Below are 18547 nucleotides of genomic sequence, written 5' to 3'. Positions count from 1 at the left end.
ATGGCTCTCAAACACTGGCTACGGCGCTTCCCCACAAGGCCTATGGCCATCCTTGTTCAGGGAGTGGCCAAAACCGTAGTCTATGACCTCCACGATCCTGCTGGGCTTATCGCCCATCCTCCGAACTCCTCGCTCATTTTTGCGTTCTGGCACAACCGCTTCTTTCTCCTACCGTATCTCTACCGGCAGTTCCTCCCAGGACGGAAGTTAGCTGTCCTTATAAGTCATAGCAATGACGGGCAGTATCTTTCACGGTTATTAACCCAGTTTTCTGTGTTGCCGATTCGCGGATCAACCTCCCGAAAGGCAAGCTCGGGTTTTCGGGCGATGGTTCGTTTGGCACAACGAGGAGGATGGGATTTGGGAATCGCCCCGGACGGACCGAGGGGGCCAAGATATAGCATCCAAAAAGGGATATTGCAACTAAGTCAGCTCACGGGCTTAGCGATTGTCCCGGTCACCTATCATCTTACCCGCAAACTCGAATTACGCAGCTGGGATCGGTTTCAGGTTCCCCTTCCCTTTTCGTATTGCCGTCTTTGCATTGGCGCGCCGTTTTCTGTTCCCTATGACGCCAGTGAAAAAGAACTCCAGGTCTATCAAGAGCGCTTGAGGGTAGAATTGGGAAGCTAGCCGCGATGCTTGGGGGAAGGTTCCAGCCTTTACCCAAGGTAATTCCCTCTGGCACACCAAGCGTGGGCATAACAGCGCAGCACCCATAGCACTTTCTTTTGCTGCAAACCCTCTTATTGGCTTGAAGCTTGTCCTTGCGAACGCAAGCAGACGCCAGCGATCAATCCTCAAATAGAAACGCCTGGGAATGATCCTTTCTTCGAAAAAGAAAGAGAACCTTCGCCCTTCCCTCTTCTGGTAACAAAGGGTTACCCCTTGCTTCTCACGTCCTCGCTGGCGTCGAGCGGCTTCTTGGAAAACCGGCTGGGCCAAAATGGTGGATGACGAAGGTAGTGCCACGCAGGTTCTAGAGGCAGTCGGAGAAGCCAAGCTCCTAAAGTGATCCAGCCAGACGGGGAATCACCAACTGGGGGATCAAGGCCGTTAACGTCGTCCCTCCCGCCTTGCCGGGTGCCGGCTCCCGGAACTTCAGGGCGGTATCACAAAAAACCCATTGCGACAACCCGACCGGCCGCCACGATGGGGAAGCCGGTAGGCTTACCGCTCTATTGACTGTAACCGCAGGTGGTCCTCTCGATACCAATCGGTGCTGTCAAGCCTCCACCTCCGCTGAGACAAACTTCCTTGAATGCCTTGAAGGCCGGATGGCTCTCACGGCGTGCGAATCAAACTCTCAAATGCCGGACACCGCCCGGCCAAATCCACTGAAGCCTAACCTCTACCGCCAGATTCAAACGCTGGGTGATCTATCTTTGCATCGCATTCCTTTTCAGCCGCCAGCCACGGGGAACTTTGGGCATGTGAGCTGCTTACAGGAATGTCCGGGTACAAAACGGATTGGTTTGTTGAGGCGCATGACTCAATGGAAGCCGCTTTCCCCAAGCCACTTCTCAGACCAGAGCCACGGTTGTTAGTTTCCAATCTTTTGGGTAACTACCGGCCCGAAAAAGGATGGGATGAATGCTTTGACTCATCGGGAGAAGTTCGCCCTCCCTACCGAGAACTCCTACGGCGCATTGGCGCGGGGGGTCCGGCGCTCCTGCGTCGTGCCGAGCTTTGCCTGCAACAATTTTTGAAGGATGAGGGAGTTACCTTTGCGGTCCCCATGTCCCAAGAAGGCCAGGAACGAATTTTTCCCCTGGATCTCCTTCCCCGAATTTTGACACGCGAAGAGTGGGGGTGGATCGAACGAGGTCTCCAGCAACGGATGACGGCCCTCAACCTCTTCCTTGCCGACATTTATGGGCAAGCTCAGATCATCCGCGATGGTGTTCTTCCAGAGTGGTTGGTCCAATCAAGCCTCGAGTACCGCCTGCAGATGAGAGAGATCTCCCCGCCCAAACGAGTGTACGTCGCCGTTTTGGGTTCCGATCTTATCCGCGACCAGGATGGCCGGTGGCTCGTTTTAGAAGATAACTTGCGAGTCCCCAGTGGTGCCTCCTATATGCTGGCCAATCGTGCGGCCCTCAAACGAGCTTTGCCAGAAGTTATGGCTGCTTATAACCCCCAGCCCGTGGAACAGTATCCCCAACTTTTGTGGCAAACTTTGGCTGAACTGGCTCCTCCTGGAGTGACGGATCCCCAGATAGCCGTGTTCACGCCCGGGCCAGCTAACTCCGCTTACTTTGAACATGCCTGGTTGGCACGCACGATGGGCGTGCCGCTTGTGGAGGGCCAGGACTTAGAAGTGACCGGAGGAACCCTTTGGATACGCTCTTTCGGAGCCAAGCGCCCTGTTCATGTCCTCTATCGCAGGGTGAACGACGAGTTTCTAGATCCAAGGGCCTTTCGGGCAGACTCGTTACTGGGTGTTCCAGGACTTTTTGAATTGTATCGCTGCGGAAAGGTGAACCTTCTCAATGCCATTGGAACGGGGGTGGCCGATGATAAGGCCATCTACCCGTGGATTCCCAAGATCGTCCGTTACTATCTCGAACAAGAGCCGATGCTCCCCAACGTTCCCACCTACCTCTGTTCAGAGCCTTCGGATCTAAAGTTTGTCCTGGAACACCTGGACGAACTGGTGATCAAAGAAGTCAACCAATCGGGTGGGCATGGTATGCTCATCGGACCCCTAGCCAGCGCGTCGGAGCGCCTGCTTTTTCGAGAAAAGATCCGTGCTTTCCCTCGCCGATATATTGCGCAACCAACCGTGTGGTTCTCTCAGGCCCCTTGCTACCTCAAAGGACTCCTGGTGCCTCGACGCGTTGACTTGCGTCCCTTTGTTTTGCAAGGTGACCGGATCCGGGTTGTACCAGGAGGTCTTTCTCGAGTAGCGCTCCAGGAGGGATCTCTAGTCGTCAATTCTTGCCAGGGAGGGGGGAGCAAAGACACCTGGGTAACAAGCTCGTAACGGTATGACATCCAGCGCTCCCCTTCCTCTGCGAGCCGCGGAAATGCTTTATTGGCTTGCCCGCTACATCGAAAGATCCCGGCACACAGCCCAAATTCTTTTCCTTGCATGGCAAAAGGGCATCGACTGCGGAGAATGCGGGAAGACGAACGGGTTCTGCTCGTGGGTTCATCAGGCGCTGCGGGTTCCGTTGCCGAAGGAAGCTTTCGACCTGGTGAGGTGTCTTCAACGGCTCCAGTGGGAGCCAACGGAACCGCTTTCTTTACGAACTTGCCTGTTGCAGGCCCGAGCCAATGCTCGCGAGCTCCGTTTTTATCTTCCGGGCTCGCTGTGGAGGGAATGCAGCCGATTGTACGACAAGTGGGCGTTCCCAAAGGACCCTCCGAACGTGGTAGAAATAGCGGGCGACTTGGAAGAAGTTTTCGAAAGAACGCTTTGGACGGAAGCGTTGCTGGTTGACTGGATTTCTCCCGGAGCGGAATTGGCGGAACTTGGCATAGCTCTGGAGCGTACGGGCAATCTTTCAGCAGTTTTAGTGGCTCAATGGGAGCTGGGTTCGGAGTCGTTTGATTGGCCGATCGTTGGATCGCTACCTTTGGAAGCGGCGGGTTTGTGGGAGAAGTATCGACTGATGGAAGGACCTCGTGTGGAGGGCGCCAGAGTTTGGAAAAGTTTTGTAGGAACCCCTGAGTCAAAAGGCTCGCTTTGCCACAGTGCTCTAGGCATACAAAAGGCAGTTGTAAAGCTTTCCGCATGGGCTTGCGCTGGGGAATCCCACTTTGAAGAATTAGGCCATCGTATACGGGACATTGTAGATACCGAGAACCCAAGAGGACCAAAGGAACCCAATGCGTGCGTGGGATGGTGCGTAAAGATTCAAGCCCTGTGTAACCAGATCCACCAGGAGGTTTGGGAGGTTTTACGGAAAGAAAGTCATGGTTTTGCTCCAAACTCTTTGGATGTTTTAAACCAAAGAGCTTAGAAGCGAGAGCGATCGTTCGCCCATGAGGTTCCTTTGGGATCGTTAGACCTCGGCAGGGCATTGCGTAACAGACGAGGGAAACATCCTTCGCTCTCGGAAAAGAGGCTTGATGGAGGCGTTCCGTACGTCTAGGCTGCTAGCAAGCTAGGAGGCGCAGAGCTTGCCAAGAGCTTGCGGTTCTATTGCGATTGACTTTGGATTGGCTGGTTCGCTTAGCGGGCGCTACCCGGGTCTCTGGGCAAGGGATGTCTCTCGAGATTTCTCTAGCGATGGGAGAGCCCGAGGCTGGTCTGCGACCCGCGGGTTGGGGAAGGAGACAGACGGGCTAGGGAGTTCACCCTAGAAGGGTGACATAGGGGATTATGTGTAGCGAAGCAATTTCGGACAATCAGCTGCTGGAAGCGTAACTGAAGCTTCTTGGGCTTTCTTTCATATTTGGACCCAGAAGGCCGCCGCAGGATGGAAGCCCCTACAAATCGCCATCTTACCGAAAGCTCCGAACCGTTGACAAAGGTTCTCGAGTATTTTCGCGAGCTCTCCCTGCAGGCAGCACGACCGGCACAAGACGTCCAAGAATACCCGGTTGTCGTATGGCTTTGGGAATTACAAGCTTTGCCGGATGTCCGTTGCCCTAAACTCTCCGCTGGGAATTGGACACACGAGTTTTGGATTCAATGGAAGAAACCGGTGATTCCGGACCTTCCTCCCTTTCCTGAAGCTTCCCTTCCCTGGGTACCGCCCCGCGAGGAGATCAGTGACTCTTCCCCTCCGCGCCTCAGGGAAAAAACGTGGCGTGAGGGGAAATGGCTGGAGCTGGCGTCCTTCCCTGCAGTTCAGAACCAGTGGGAGCGATGGATTGACAGCTGCTGGCAGCCCTGGGCAGAGCAACACCGAAAGGCCAAACGAGCCGAAGAGCTCTATTACCGGCTGGTGTGGCTGGAAGGAGATTGGAAACGAAAAGCCGCCACGCACGAGCTGGTGATGGCATTTGGGCTTTTGACATGGAGTCGTCCCACAGGGGCTTACTTGCGACGCCATCTTTTGGTAGCCAGCGTGGAAATTCGCTGGGAAAGGGGTTCGGTTTTAACCGTTGCTCCTTCTCCGTTAGGTTTCCGGCCCAGGATCGAATGGGAAGTGCTGGAAGGGCTGCAGAAACCGGATCCGGAACGAAGGGAGCTTTGTGACCGGTGGGCGAATAATCTTATCGATCCTTGGAATCGAGAGGAAACGGAACGAATCCTTCGCGGCCTCTTGGGTCTTCTCCCGGTGAAGGGAGACTATCTCCCCAGCCTGGAACCGGGCCCACAAGCTGGGGAGTTCCCACGGGTGTGGTTAGCCCCGGCACTCCTTTTCCGGAAGCGGTCTTGCGCTCAGTGGGCGAGCCTTGCCATCGAACTTCGAGAGCAACGGCGGCAAGCTAAGGCTTTCCCGGTAGGTGAGCTTTTGTTTGAGTCGCGATCCCAAGAAGCGGTCATCAAGGCGGATCGTCAAGAGCTGCGCCCTACCCGAATTCCTTTGGCTCTCTCAATCGACCAAAAGGAAGCCTTGGAAGCAGTAAAAAACTCGCGGGTCGTGCTGATCGATGGCCCTCCTAGTAGCGGCAAGACACAAACGGCCGCCAGCTTGCTGGGCGATTTTTTAGCGCATGGGAAAAAGGTGCTGGTCGTGGGTACCTCTTCTTCACTCCTGCGAAAGCTTTGGGAACGAATCCCTCCAGAAATCCGTCCCCTCTGCTTGTGCTGGACGGGCATTGACTCCGAGTTTCTTTCAAACCTCGAAACGGCAGTGGATCGAATCCTACGTTTCACGACAGAGCACTCACCAGAGGAAACCGCTGAAGAGGTGGCACGCTGGGAAGGAAAGATCCGGGAGGTAGAAACCGAACTCCTCGAAGTTGAGGAAACCCTGCTTCGTAGTCTTCCCTGCGATACCCGGGATGTAAGCTTGGCTGGAGGAATTTACCAAGGATCACTTCCGGAAGTTATCGAACGGCTGTTCCTTGAGCGCGAAAAATACCATTGGTTCACCGACGCGGTGGATCCGGAGGCTTCCCTCCCAGAATCTCCCGACGCCTGGAAAAAACTTGCTTCCTTTTTGCGCCCTTTATCCCTGGAAAAAAATGGGGAACTCTCCCAGTTTTGCCCGGATCCGGCGCTACTACCGGAACCCTCCGTGCTTGCTTCCTGGCTAGAAGAAGAAAGGAAAAATCGCCTTCGCTGGCAAAGTTTTTTGCAGAACTACGCCCAAGAAACGATCCTGCAACGGGTTCATAAAGACTCAAGCCAGCTCCAGGAGATTCTTGCAGCACTCTCAGAGCTACGCGCGGCTCTCCACGATATACGCAATTGTTCCCTTCCGTTTGCTGGCTCCGCATTGGACGAAGTTGTCTATGGAAACGCGGAGCCGTGGGTACGGTTGCAAGAGCAAACACAAGCCTTATGGGATGCTGGCCTAGCCGAACGGGTAGCCAGGGTCAAAGATTGGACTTTAGCTACGGTCAAGTCTTGCGACCTGGTAACGCTACTGAGTGATTGCCATGCACTTCTGCAGTACTGGGAGGAAAAAGGGCCTCCTCCCCGTTTTCTTCTATTCCGGCCTAGGGTGCTCCGCGAAACCAGCTATCTCCGGTCTTCCGTGCGGCTTAATGGCCGTCGGTGCCGGAGCAAGGAAACGCTCCAAGACCTCCAGGAATACTGTCAAACGTATCTGGATGTGCGAAGGCTTTGCCGGCTCTGGCAACGCTGGGCCGAAATTCCTGTCTCGGGCGGAATCGAAGACCAGCTGGACGTGGTTCAAAAATGCCACCACTGGTTGGGCAAAATCCTTGCGTTTGGGCAGCAAGTAAAAGAATGGCGAGCAAGAGTGGAGCTGCTTTTCGCTCCAACAGAAGTCGCTTGGACCAACGAGCAAGCCTTGGGAGAGCTCATTGCACAGCTTCTAGCCACGCTTGCCTTTCAAAATTGGGAAAAAAGCGAGCAGCCCGTCCGTGCTTTTCTTCACCAACTCCACCTATGGGCACGGCAACCCAACGCACACCCGATTCTTGGGGAACTTCTGCGAAGCGTGGAACAAAAAGACCCTTTGGCCTACGAGCTTGCCTACGGAGAACTGGTCAAGACGTGGGAAAAAGGAAAAGCTTGGGAAGAAGCGGAACGACTTCTTCAAGTTCTCGGTCAAGTGGCCCCAGACTTGACTCGTCGGATTAAAGAAAAGCCTGCGGATCCTGCTTGGCCTTCGCGGCTCGAAGCGCTGCCGATGGCATGGCAGTGGGCCAGGGCATGGGCCGAGGTTCGGCAACGAGCGCAAAAGGAACGCGAAATTCTCAAGCTATGGGATCGCTATCAAACCCTTGGGCAAAACTGGCGACGAGAGGCTTGCGCACTTTGGGCGGCCGAAGCCTGGCTGCGATCCGTGCCGCATCTAGAAGAGGAGCAACGAGAGGCTCTTTTGGCCTGGAAAAAAGCTTGGGAGGATGCCCGGGTGCGATTCCAACCTTCTTCCGAATTATACCGGAGGGAGGCTTGGAAACATACCACTCGGTTTGTCTCCTTCTTCCCCGCGTGGCTCATTGGGCTGCCTGCGGGGATGGAACTCTTATCTGAGAATGCGAATCTTTTCGATGTCGTGATCGTGATCGGTGGTGAAGTTGCACCTCCCCCATCTCTTTTGACGACCTTGCTGGGACGCAAGGTGGCCGTCCTAGGAGACGGCTCACAACCGGGACTTGGGCCGTTTCTTGAGTTCTCCGACCCATCCCAAAGAGAAGATTGTACCCGGTGGGTAGCGGATTTGGCCTATCGGGATCGCCTGGTGGCAGCCAACTCCCTATGGGATATTGCCGAGGTGCGGTTCCCTGTACGAAAAAGTTTGCGCAGGCAGTTTAGCTCCCGGGCGGAACTTGTCGCTCTTTTGAATAGCCATTCCTATCCGGATCGCCCGTTGCTTCCCATGCGGATTCGCCCAACCAGCTTTCAAAAGGTTCTTCGATGGGAGCATATCTCCCAGGGCGTGCAACAAGGATCGGGGCATTTGGCGCTCAATCCTTTTGAGGCTCATGCTGTAGTGGAAAAGTTACGGCAGATTCTGGAAGACCCGTTTTACGCCTCTAAGACAATTGCTCTGGTTAGCCTCGGGAGTGTCCCGCAGGCAAACCTTCTCCGCCGGCTATCCAATGAAAAGCTCCCTTCTCAAGAAATCGCACGCCGGAATTTCTTCTGTGGGACCCCAGAAGATCTTCAAGGTGAATCACGCGACTTGGTTTTTGTTTCCCTTGTAGTTGCTCCCAACGAGCCCCTCACTCCCTGGCCCGAAGGGTGGGGACGAAGACTGGTTCATGCCATCCTGGCCGCAGCAAAAGAAGAGATCTGGGTTTTCCACTCGGCACCGCCGGAATATTTTCCGGAACATGATCCGAGGCTTTCGCTTTTCCGGCCACCCTCCGGCTTGGCCACCACTTCCCAGGTGCAGCTGGTAGAAACCGTGCGGGGGACCGATGGATGGCACAAAGAAATGGCAGAATGGATCACGGGTCTAGGCTACGCGGTCTACACTCCGGTGACTCTTTTAGGAGAAGTTCTTTTGCCCGCTGACCTTCTGGTTTTTGGAACGACAGGTGTAGTAGGAATAATCGGTCCCTTTGCCTTGGAACGCTGGAAAATGGACGGGAAAAAGCTTTTGTCCCTTCAGCAAGAGTGGGAAGCCTGCGGCTATCACTTTGTGCCCATCCCCTCCTTTGGTTGGGCCGCCGACCGGGACTGGGTCCAATCGATGCTGCGGGAAGCTTTGCTTACCCACGCTGGCGAGCCTCTTTGTCAAGGCAGGTAAAGAAGGATGCTTCCTTTTTTGCGACCCTGCTCTTAGTGTCCGCTTTAGCTGTGTACCCCAGGCGTCAGAACTTCGCCCCTGTGTGAGTCTCTTTTCAAGCACATGAGCCCGTGGTGGTAGAACGAGTCGAATCCTTGTCACTCTCCCGGGTTAGAAAAAGTAGAGTTGAGGACTGGTGGGACGCCGTTTCGGAGAGGCCGTAGCCACAGCTGCTTCTTTCGATCCGGCATTGGTTCGATATTTCTCCATACTTTCTCCGTATTGCCCGTTTCCAGCCCCCGCTTGATCCTACCGAACGCCGAGAAGACGTCCGGCTTTCGGCTTTTGGGCTAGATCCAAGCACAATGGTGCCCACGGAACATGTGCCGGCTTTTCTTCGTCTTTCCTTGCACCACCTTCGCAAGCTTCCAAACACGTATCGGAAATTCTCGGATTCCTCACCCATGTTTCTCTTCTCTCTCCATCCGACGTTTTCCTTTAGAACTCTCGGACCTTCAATCCGCCCGACTCTCTCCCGGCTCTTTCGGACCTGCGGATCTCTTCGACTCCTGCCTGGACTCGCTTTGAGGTTTCACGGCACACTCGTAAGTCGACCCATTCGCCACCAACCCAAACCACCCACCACACAGGCCGCCCGTGTTGACGCATCGCCCTTTACATGCATGCGTTCACCCAGTACCCCGGACGCCGTTCCCCGGTACACCCATTACTCTCTTTCCAGAGGGACTTGAGCCTTTGTTTCTCTCGCACGGGCTTGGTGGCGCCGGAATGGCTCGTTTCAAGCCTTTGGCAGAGGATGCACGTGCGTTAGGGCTCGCTTGTTCGCTGGTCTTTTCTCCAGCCCTTTTCGTGCGACCCTTCAACCACCGAGGGTCCTGGCAACGCATTCGCTCCGGGCGTTTCGACATAGGACAACGGTTGCCCAGTGGAGATGACCCTTTTCCCAGCACACGCGAAATCTCTGGCTAGCCAGTGCAGAAGAACATCCCCACGCAGCTCGCGGAGGCGCCAGCTTTGGCTTACCGACTGGAGTCAACTGATGCAGCTAAAAGCCAATCGGGTTCCATCTGTAATGGCCGCAAAAAATATAGCCCAAGCCTTGAGCGATCGGACCCGGCGGGAAAACCGGGTGGCTTCTGCCAAGGAGGTGGTGGCGGAGATTCCCAAAACGGTCGCGCAAAGAGCCGATCCGGTCACACTGGGGAGCCGGTCAGTTGGGGCGATCGTTTGCCTCCAAGCCGATAAATACTTTTGGGAGTACGGGGTCGACCCTCAAGCCGGCTTCTGGTGGAAACGTAAAGAGACGAATAGGATCCCAAAAGAGGAAGCGATCGACCGATGGTATCTCCTGCAGAGCCCTCTCTCCTCCGGAAGCTTTGCCCGGAAAGCCCCTCACTCACTATCAGCGACTCGCCGAGGTTGGAACCGGCCTTTCCCCAGCTCAAAATCCCCGGGAAGTCCGTCCTGTCTATCATGGGCGCGCGGCGACCCGAGCCCGCAATCCCATCGGGATCTTTTTCCTCGCCTACTGGCTCACCGTCCGCCTCCAAACCCAATAGATCTCGAAAGACTTCCACGGACAAGTCGCCCAAACCCCTTGGTCGCCTTTACGGCATCCGCGTAGCGCGGCTTTTCCCCGAAGGCAAATTTCAGAACCACATCCTTTGCGAAATACTCAAAAAAGCAAACGAGCTCCTCCAAAAAACTGGGCCCGCTTTCTCTTGTTTCTCACAGGTCCTAGTAAATCACGCTGGCGGGTTGAAAGGATTCCCTCGTTCCCCTACTGTCATTTACCTTTAAACAATGCGGAAGTTAACCTAAGCCATTGATAAGATAACCGAGGTGCGTAAGCCAGTGCTGAGGAACCGAGCGACGACGGGTTATCGAACAGACAAAGCAGACGAATACTGAGGATGAGGTCGCTTGAAAAGAACTTTATGGCCCTAAAGCAGACCCATCACAGCTTGGCTAACACTTCTCTAATCCGATCAAAGTTGGGCAACTCGGTCGGGGAAGGTGTTACTTCACTATATCGTATGATTCCCTCTTGATCGATCACAAAAGCCGCCCGTGCTGCAACCGTTCCGATCCCTGCTAATTTGGGCAAAAGAACATCGTACTTCGCGGACACCTCTTTATCCAAATCGCTTAACAAAGGAACTGTAATTCCCTCTTGTTTCGCCCACGCCTCCTGCGCGAATGGGTTGTCGACGCTAATTCCCAAAACATCTGCGTTCCATTGTTGAAAATCGATAAGCCCCTGGGAGACATCACACATCTCCTTAGTACAGACACTCGTAAAGGCCATCGGAAAAAACAAAAGAACTGTATTCTTTTTCCCAAAACGGTCGCTCAGGCAAACATCCTCAAGTCCCTGGGCCGTTTTCCGTTTCAGGCAAAAGTTAGGTGCTTTCGTTCCAACAGCTAGTGCCACGATCGACCTCCCTTCTTCCACAAAATCGTCCAGATTAAACTTTTCTTCTCATTCTTTCGGACTGCCTCCCGGAGGGGAGACCAGCCGTCGATCTCGCAAAGCAGCCTTGCGAGATAGTTTAATCCTCCCTCTTTCGTCAATGCCAATGCACTTAACCCAAATTTCATCCCCCATCCGTACCACATCTTCCACACGCCGCACGGGCACATCCGAAAGTTCACTAATATGAACCAACCCTTCTCCTTTACCTTTAATTTCCACAAAACAACCAAATTCTTTGACTCCCACTACTCGCCCGCGATAGATTTCGCCGACCACAATCTCTCCAGTCAAATCCTCGATCATTTCCCTGGCCAAAGCCATTCCATCTGCGTTCGGACAATAAATCATCACCGTCCCATCGTCTTCCACATTGATCTCCGCACCCGTTTGCGCAGCAATCTGTTTAATGGTCTTTCCGCCTGGCCCGATCAGAAGACCGATCTTATCGGGATGAATCTTGATCGTCTCAATTCTTGGGGCATGACGAGAGAGCTCCTTTCGCGGCTCGTTTAGCACATTCTGCATGAACTCAAGGATTTGCATCCGGGCATTCCTCGCCTGGAGGACAGCTTCTTGCAAGAGCTCAAGAGGAATGCCTGGAAGCTTAAGATCCAATTGAAAACCCGTAACCCCCTTCCGGCTTCCTGCCAGCTTAAAGTCCATGTCACCCAAATGATCCTCATCGCCCACAATGTCGGTGAGCAAGACGTAACGTGCCAACGATTCCCCCTGATAATCCGTCAAAAGACCGATGGAGATTCCGGCCACCGGGGCTTTTAGGCCAACTCCGGCGTCCATAAGGGAAAGCGTACCCCCGCATACGCTGGCCATTGACGTTGACCCGTTGGACTCGAGAACTTCTGCAGTGACGCGAATGGCATACGGAAACTCTACCTCCGAAGGAATCACGCCTGCCAGAGAGCGTTCGGCCAATGCCCCATGACCCACTTCACGGCGCGTTTGTCCAGTGATTCTTCGAACCTCTCCCGTGCTAAAGGGGGGAAAGTTGTAATGAAGTATGAATCGCTTGGTCGACTCTCCTCCCCCGTACGCATCCAGCTCCTGGGCTTCCCGGATGGAAGCCAAAGTCGCCAGACAAACCACCTGGGTTTCACCTCGAGAGAAAAGCGCCGACCCATGCGCCCTGGGGAATATGCCAGTTTCTCCAGAAAGAGGGCGAACCTCTGTGGGACTGCGGCCATCACACCGCCGCCCACTCTGAAGCACCTCTTGACGAAACACCCGGTGAGCGATCGCCCAAAACGCCTCCTCGATCTCGGCCAGAGACGCGTCGGCAAACGTTTGGCTAACAAGAGTCCTGGACTTTTCAAGAAGCTCGTCGACTTTTTGATCTCTTAAGGCTTTCCGGTGAACGAAAAGAGCCTGTCGCAACTCTTCCTCCACCATCGACGCCAAAAACTCTTCCACTTCGCGGCGGGCCTGGAAAAGAACGCTACTCCGTTTCGGTTTTCCGACCCGTTCGACCAGCTCCCACTGGAGCTCGAGGACCGGTAGAATTTGGGAATGAGCAAATTCTAGCGCTTGGTTGAAGTCTTCATCCGGCAGCTCCAGGGCGCTGCCCTCGATCATTAAAACTCGATCCTTCGTTCCCACGTACACCAGATCAAGATCGCTAAATTCCCGCTCGCGATGTGTCGGGTTGACTACCCATTTCCCTTCGACTCTTCCGATCCGCACAGCCCCGAGCGGACCATGAAAAGGGATGTCGGAAATCATCAATGCCGCTGAGGCGCCGTTAATACTCAAAATGTCCGGATCGTTCTGGCCATCCGCTGAGAAAAGGGTCGAAAGGACTTGCGTCTCGTAGAAATACCCTTTGGGAAAGAGCGGACGGAGAGGCCTGTCGGTCATTCGCGAAACGAGAATCTCTTTTTCCGAAGGCCTCCCCTCCCGCCGAAAGTAACTACCCGGAATCTTGCCCGCAGCTGCCGCCCGTTCGCGGTACTCGACTTGAAGGGGCAAGAAGTTTTGGCCCGGGGTCAATTCGTCCGCCGAGACCACAGTAACGAGCACCATGGTCTCCCCATAGGTGACCATCACAGCGCCGTCGGCGAACCTCGCCACTTTGCCCGTTTCCATCGTTAAGGAAAGGGGCCCAAAGTCTTTCGAAACCTTCACCCAACCGTCCGTTGTCACATTCTCCCCCATTGTTTGTGTGCCAAGGCCAGATCCCCCCATGAAGCGCGCCGGGCTGGACCGTGTCGCCCTTCGGAAGGAAAGTACCTTTCCATGGATTACTTTCGCAAATTGAGCTTGGCCAGAAGCGCCCGGTAACGATCCGGGGCAACCCTGTGCAAGTAGTCCAAAAGCTTCCGACGCTGGTTAACCATCATCACGAGTCCCCGCCGGGAGCTAAAGTCTTTCCGATGGCGTTGAAGATGGGTCGCCACCTGATTGATCCGATGCGTCAGAATCGCTATCTGGACATCCGCAGAGCCGGTGTCCTTTTCATGCAGCTGATAGCTCCGAATGATCTCAGCCTTGTCGAACCGCTCCATCGTCGCAATTGGCATGTCTTTTCTGGCATAATAGCCTTTGATCCCTAGCAGGCAAGAGGATTTGCGCTCCGATCCTTGCCACCCCCTTGGCTTTTCCCTTGCCATGGGTTAAAAAGAAGGGAGTGGAAACGAAACGAGAAAAAATTATTGTACTGGTACAAAAAGCAAAGGAATCTACGGGGCTTTTCTCTTCCAGCTGGGAGCATCTTTGGCGCTTCTGTCACAATCCTGACCTAACCTCGGTGGAACTTGCAAGCTTGGAAGAGCTTCTTCTCTCAGAGGATTGGGAAGAACTGAATCATCGCTTCTACAAAGCTCCCAGCTTTGGGACGGGCGGGATTCGGGGACGTACCATTGCCCGGCGCGTCACTTTAGCCGAAAAAGGAACGCCGGATTCTTTTGGCTGTCCAGAACATCCGGCCACCGGGACGGCAATGATGAATCACCGCACCGTTCGCTTGGCAACCGCAAGCCTTGGAATGCACCTCAAAGAGTGCTTTCCAGGAAAAACCATTCAGGTAGCCATTGCCCACGACACGCGACACTTTTCCCAATCGTTTGCCCAAGAGGCGGCTCAAGTCCTTTCCCGGATGGGCATTGAGGTGATTCTTTTTCCCGAGGAGCGATCCACGCCCCAACTTTCCTTCACCATTCGATGGAAGCAAGCCCAGGGTGGGATCGTCATTTCCGCAAGCCACAATCCTCCTCACGACAACGGGTTTAAAGCCTATGGGCCCGATGGAGCTCAGCTGGTCGAACCGGATGCGGGGGCGGTGGTTGCCCGTTTTGATCGGCTTGCCAACCGTTTAGAAACACCCCAGTGGGCGGAATCTCGAGGGAAAATTTCTCTCCTGGGTAGGGATGGTGATCTGGCGTTTGTGGAAGCTCTCAGCAACGTGGTCTTGGAGCCGAAGCTTTTTGAGAGCGAGGCTCATAAGATTCAAGCGGTGTATACCCCTCTCCATGGTACAGGAGCGCGCATTTTCCCCCTTCTTTTTGAGAAATGGGGTGTGCCGCTTTTGCTTGAACCGGAACAGGCGATTCCGGATCCCCGTTTCCCTACGGTCGTCTCCCCAAACCCCGAAGATCCAAAAGCCTTCGAAAGAGCGCTCCGTTTGGCTCGACAAACGCAAGCCGACCTGGTCGTGGCCAGCGACCCAGACGCCGATCGGATGGGTGTGGCCGTAAAAACTCGTCAAGGTGACTACGAGCTTCTCACGGGTAACCAGATAGGCTCTCTCCTTGCCTTCTATCGTTGTGACATGCTCAAACGTAAAGGGCTTCTCACCGAAAGAAATGCCTCGCGTGCCGTCCTTCTAAAAAGCTTTGTAACCACTGATCTCATCAAGGCGATCGCTCATGATTTCGGCGTTCCATGTATCGAAACTCTGACAGGTTTCAAGTACATGGGAGCCAAACTCAGGCGCTACGAGGCAGAGCACGGAATCCTCTATCCACAGGAACTTTCGCCTGACGAAAAGGCAGGCTTCCAACTTTCGCAAGGACGCTTCCTTATTCTGGCAGCCGAGGAAAGCTATGGATTCCTTGGCGGCCATTACGCCCACGACAAGGATTCCCATGGTTCAGCTCTCATGTTGGTCGAAAGTCTTTTATGGGCTCGGGTTCATGGTCAGACGTTGGTGGAATACCTGCAAGGGATCTACCAGAGATACGGAACCTATAGGGAACGACTCATTACACTCCCCTTAGAAGGTCCTTCGGGCCTGGAAGAGGTTCAAACCCTTTTGGACAGTTACCGGGACACCCCTCCAGATCGCCTCGCGTCATTCACGGTAAAACGGGTGGTCGACTTCCAAAGGGAGGACATCTACGATCAAGAAGGAGATTTAGTCCCAAAGGAGCCGATGCTGGTTCTAGAACTCGAAGGGGATCGTCGAATCGCCATCCGCCCTTCAGGGACGGAGCCCAAAATCAAATTTTACCTGTTCACCCGCCAGGCATCGGGAAGCGACGTGAGCCTAGCAATTGGACGGGCAGAAAAGGAATTGGACGCGCTTTGGCAGGCGCTCCAAAGCGAAAACCAGAAGCGTCTTCCCCAGGACTCCCAATCCTTTGGGAAAGTACCATCCCAAGCGCCAAATGGTAGCTCCAGAGCTTTCTAGGCGCCCCTGGGCAAACGATGGAAAACTGCAGGGCCTAACCAACGTAAAGCCCGTGGTTGTCTCCTATCTATTCTTTTCTCACTAACCTTTTGCGGCAAGCTTAACGGGTTTCATGCATAGCCCCCCCTGGCTTCTCGATGTTATCATCGTTGGAGTTTACTTTTTCTTCGTTCTCCAGGTTGGGCTTCTCTCTCGCGGGCAGGACAAGGATCTCAAAAACTTCGCCCTGGCAGGACGCCGCATGCCTTGGTGGGCTGTTCTAGCCTCTATCGTTGCAGCTGAAACCAGCGCCGGAACCTTTTTGGGAACGCCAGCTGAGGGATTTGCCCTTCAAAACTACATGTATCTTCAACTTGCTCTGGGCACGATCCTGGGGCGATTGATCGTGGCTTCTCTTTTTCTTAAACCGTACTATCGCTACGGGGTGTATTCCATTTATGAATTCCTTGGCATTCGCTTCGGTCCTTTAACCCAAAAAGCGGCCTCGGCCACCTTTCTTTTCACGCGGGTGTTAGCCTGTGGGGCTCGCCTTTACATTGCCGCCGTCGTCTTGGCGGTGGCATGGAAAGTGTTTTTCCTAGGCGAAAGGCAGGATCTTTTCCACCAATGGCTTGTGTATGCAGCAGCCCTTTTAGTTCTTACTGTAGCAACTACCGTCTACACAGCAATCGGCGGGATTCGCGCTGTTATCTGGACCGACCTGCTCCAGGCCGTGTTGATGGTAGGGAGTGCCATGACGGCCCTTGTTCTTTTATGGCAAAGACTTCATGCGTCTTTCCCTGGGACGACACTTGGAAGCCTATTACCTCTTCGCGTCTCTTCCATGCTCTCTCTGGGCTTCCACTCCCAGACCAACCTCTCCGACAACCTTCGAGCCATTCTTTTGCAAGACTACACCCTTTGGGCTGGGCTTTTAGGTTCCACCTTCCTCACCATGGCGACGCATGGAACGGATCAGGACATGGTTCAAAGAATGCTCACCGCACCCGATGTCCGGAGGAGCCGTTATTCGGTGGTTGCCTCCGGACTGGTCGACATACCCATTAGCTTTCTTTTTCTCTCCATTGGTATCCTTCTTTTCCACTATTACCGGCTGCTACCCGACTCCCAACTCCCTCCTGACGCCAATGAAGTTTTTCCCTACTTCATTCTCAAAGAGATGCCCAGTGGCCTTCGTGGTCTTCTCCTGGCGGGGCTTTTTGCGGCAACCATGGGGTCGCTTTCGGCGGGACTTAATTCGCTAGCCGTTTCGTTTACACGCGACTGGTGGCCCAAGATAAAGGCTACTTCCGAGATGGATCAAACGCGGCTTGCTCGATATTTCACAACGGTCTTTGCCCTTTTCATTTATCTCATTGCATCCGCGATTGCGTACTTTGTGTTAACCCACTCCGGATCCCGGATGATTCCCATTGCTTTGGGCATCTTTGGGTACACCTACGGCTCTCTTTTGGGGATCTTTCTTCTTGGAATGGTCACGCGCCGCCGCGGTAATGACCGCGGTAACCTCTTGGCTATGTTGTGCGGCTTTGCAGCCGTCAGCTGCCTTTCAGGACTTCTCGGTGAGATAGCAACAAGCATCTTCGGCTCGCCCATCATCTTTTGTTCCCAACCGGTTATCTCTTTTCCCTGGAGAGTGTTGGCCGGAAGTTGCGTCACCTTTTTCATTGGCATGTGCTTCCGATCCGCAAAAAACGAACGAGAACTCATCTCGGAATGTAGTACGCCCGAGACTTTGAGTAAGGGGTGAGGCTATGGACCTAACGGAGGGACAGTGGGCCCTCGTCAAGCCCTTGCTCCCTGTAGTTCCTCGACGACCGGAGGGGCGGCGGCCTACGGGCGGATGACCGCGCCGTGCTGAATGCATCCTGTGGATCTTGCGAACCGGGGCCCGTGGAAGGATCTGCTGAAGCGATATCCCTCATACCAGACCTGTCACCGCAGGTTCTAGGAGTGATTGCGAGCCGGAATGCTGGGGCGGATCCTGCAAAACCCTGGCCGAGGATCTTGAGAAAACAGGGCCGACTGGATCTGGAGGAATGCTTTCTCGACAGGACTTTCATCCCGGCGAAAAAAGGGGGGCATGGGTGGGCAAGACCAAGCGGGGCAAAGGTTCGAAGGTCATCGCAGTGGCGGACCGCACTGGTCTTCCTCTCGCCACCTCGGTGGGAAGTGCTTCGCCGCATGAGATCACTCTCGTCGAGCCCATCCTGCAAGCCCGTTTTGTTGCGGAGAGGCCTCGACGGCTGATCGGCGACCGGGCCTATGATAGCGATCCGTTGGATGAACGCTTGGCTGCCCAAGGGATCCAGACGATTGCTCCCCATTGCCCCAATCACAAAGAAGCCTCGCACCCAAGACGGTCGACCGTTGCGGCGCTACCAACGCCGCTGGAAGGTGGAACGGCTCTTCGCCTGCCTGCAGAACTTCCGCCGTCTGGTGGTACGCTATGATCGTCATTTGACCAGTTACCTCGGTTTTGTGCATTTGGCCTGCATTGTGATCCTGTTACGATATTTTTGAGATGGCTTCATTTTTGAGATGAGTTCTAGAAAGGTCGTCAGAGGAGGCTGCCAAAGCCGGCTTGTGATACTTCCAACCCGTTGAAGGCGATCCGTTTCTAGCCACCATTTTTCA

General features: G+C 54.4%; 10 protein-coding genes and 1 pseudogene. 8 read left to right on the top strand and 3 right to left on the bottom strand.

Translation table 11 applies throughout. The features are described 5' to 3' along the window. Positions 1-42: 42 nt before the first annotated feature. The 5 genes from KK925_RS02340 to KK925_RS02320 all read left to right on the top strand — a co-directional run bounded on the left by KK925_RS02340 (position 43) and on the right by KK925_RS02320 (position 10351). Positions 43-633, top strand: coding sequence for a lysophospholipid acyltransferase family protein (locus KK925_RS02340; RefSeq protein WP_174582792.1), 591 nt, complete (start codon positions 43-45; stop codon positions 631-633). An 817-nt stretch (positions 634-1450) separates the two neighbouring features. Further along, positions 1451-2986 (top strand): circularly permuted type 2 ATP-grasp protein, encoded by a 1536-nt coding sequence (locus KK925_RS02335; protein WP_214096225.1) that lies wholly within the window; start codon positions 1451-1453, stop codon positions 2984-2986. A 4-nt stretch (positions 2987-2990) separates the two neighbouring features. Further along, positions 2991-3968, top strand: coding sequence for an alpha-E domain-containing protein (locus KK925_RS02330; protein ID WP_174582791.1), 978 nt, complete (start codon positions 2991-2993; stop codon positions 3966-3968). 459 nt (positions 3969-4427) lie between these two features. After that, entirely contained in the window at positions 4428-8792 is a 4365-nt protein-coding gene (locus KK925_RS02325) for a DEAD/DEAH box helicase family protein (protein WP_174582790.1), read from the top strand. Between the two features lie 1376 nt (positions 8793-10168). Further along, positions 10169-10351, top strand: coding sequence for a hypothetical protein (locus KK925_RS02320; protein WP_214096224.1), 183 nt, complete (start codon positions 10169-10171; stop codon positions 10349-10351). 398 nt (positions 10352-10749) lie between these two features. Here KK925_RS02320 and KK925_RS02315 read toward each other — a convergent pair whose 3' ends face one another. The 3 genes from KK925_RS02315 to rpsO form a co-directional block, all read right to left on the bottom strand. Beyond that, complete coding sequence (locus tag KK925_RS02315) at positions 10750-11226, bottom strand: redoxin domain-containing protein (RefSeq protein ID WP_174582788.1); 477 nt, start codon at positions 11224-11226, stop codon at positions 10750-10752. Positions 11227-11274: 48 nt separating this feature from the next. Beyond that, a complete protein-coding gene (locus tag KK925_RS02310) occupies positions 11275-13437 on the bottom strand; it encodes a polyribonucleotide nucleotidyltransferase (RefSeq protein WP_174582787.1) in 2163 nt (720 codons plus the stop codon). Positions 13438-13523: 86 nt separating this feature from the next. Further along, positions 13524-13802, bottom strand: a complete 279-nt coding sequence (rpsO, locus tag KK925_RS02305) for a 30S ribosomal protein S15 (protein WP_214096223.1) — start codon at positions 13800-13802, stop codon at positions 13524-13526. 107 nt (positions 13803-13909) lie between these two features. Between rpsO and KK925_RS02300 the strand changes: the two genes are divergently transcribed. The 3 genes and pseudogenes from KK925_RS02300 to KK925_RS02290 all read left to right on the top strand — a co-directional run bounded on the left by KK925_RS02300 (position 13910) and on the right by KK925_RS02290 (position 18433). Then, positions 13910-15910 (top strand): phospho-sugar mutase, encoded by a 2001-nt coding sequence (locus KK925_RS02300; protein WP_174582786.1) that lies wholly within the window; start codon positions 13910-13912, stop codon positions 15908-15910. Between the two features lie 112 nt (positions 15911-16022). Beyond that, positions 16023-17660 (top strand): sodium:solute symporter, encoded by a 1638-nt coding sequence (locus KK925_RS02295; protein WP_174582785.1) that lies wholly within the window; start codon positions 16023-16025, stop codon positions 17658-17660. A gap of 4 nt (positions 17661-17664) precedes the next feature. Further along, positions 17665-18433, top strand: a pseudogene (locus tag KK925_RS02290) (IS5 family transposase). Positions 18434-18547 lie beyond the last annotated feature (114 nt).

Origin of the sequence: Candidatus Methylacidithermus pantelleriae (genome assembly GCF_905250085.1) — a bacterium.
Taxonomy (GTDB): Bacteria; Verrucomicrobiota; Verrucomicrobiia; order Methylacidiphilales; family Methylacidiphilaceae; genus Methylacidithermus; species Methylacidithermus pantelleriae.
This window is presented reverse-complemented; position numbering and strand designations above follow the sequence as displayed.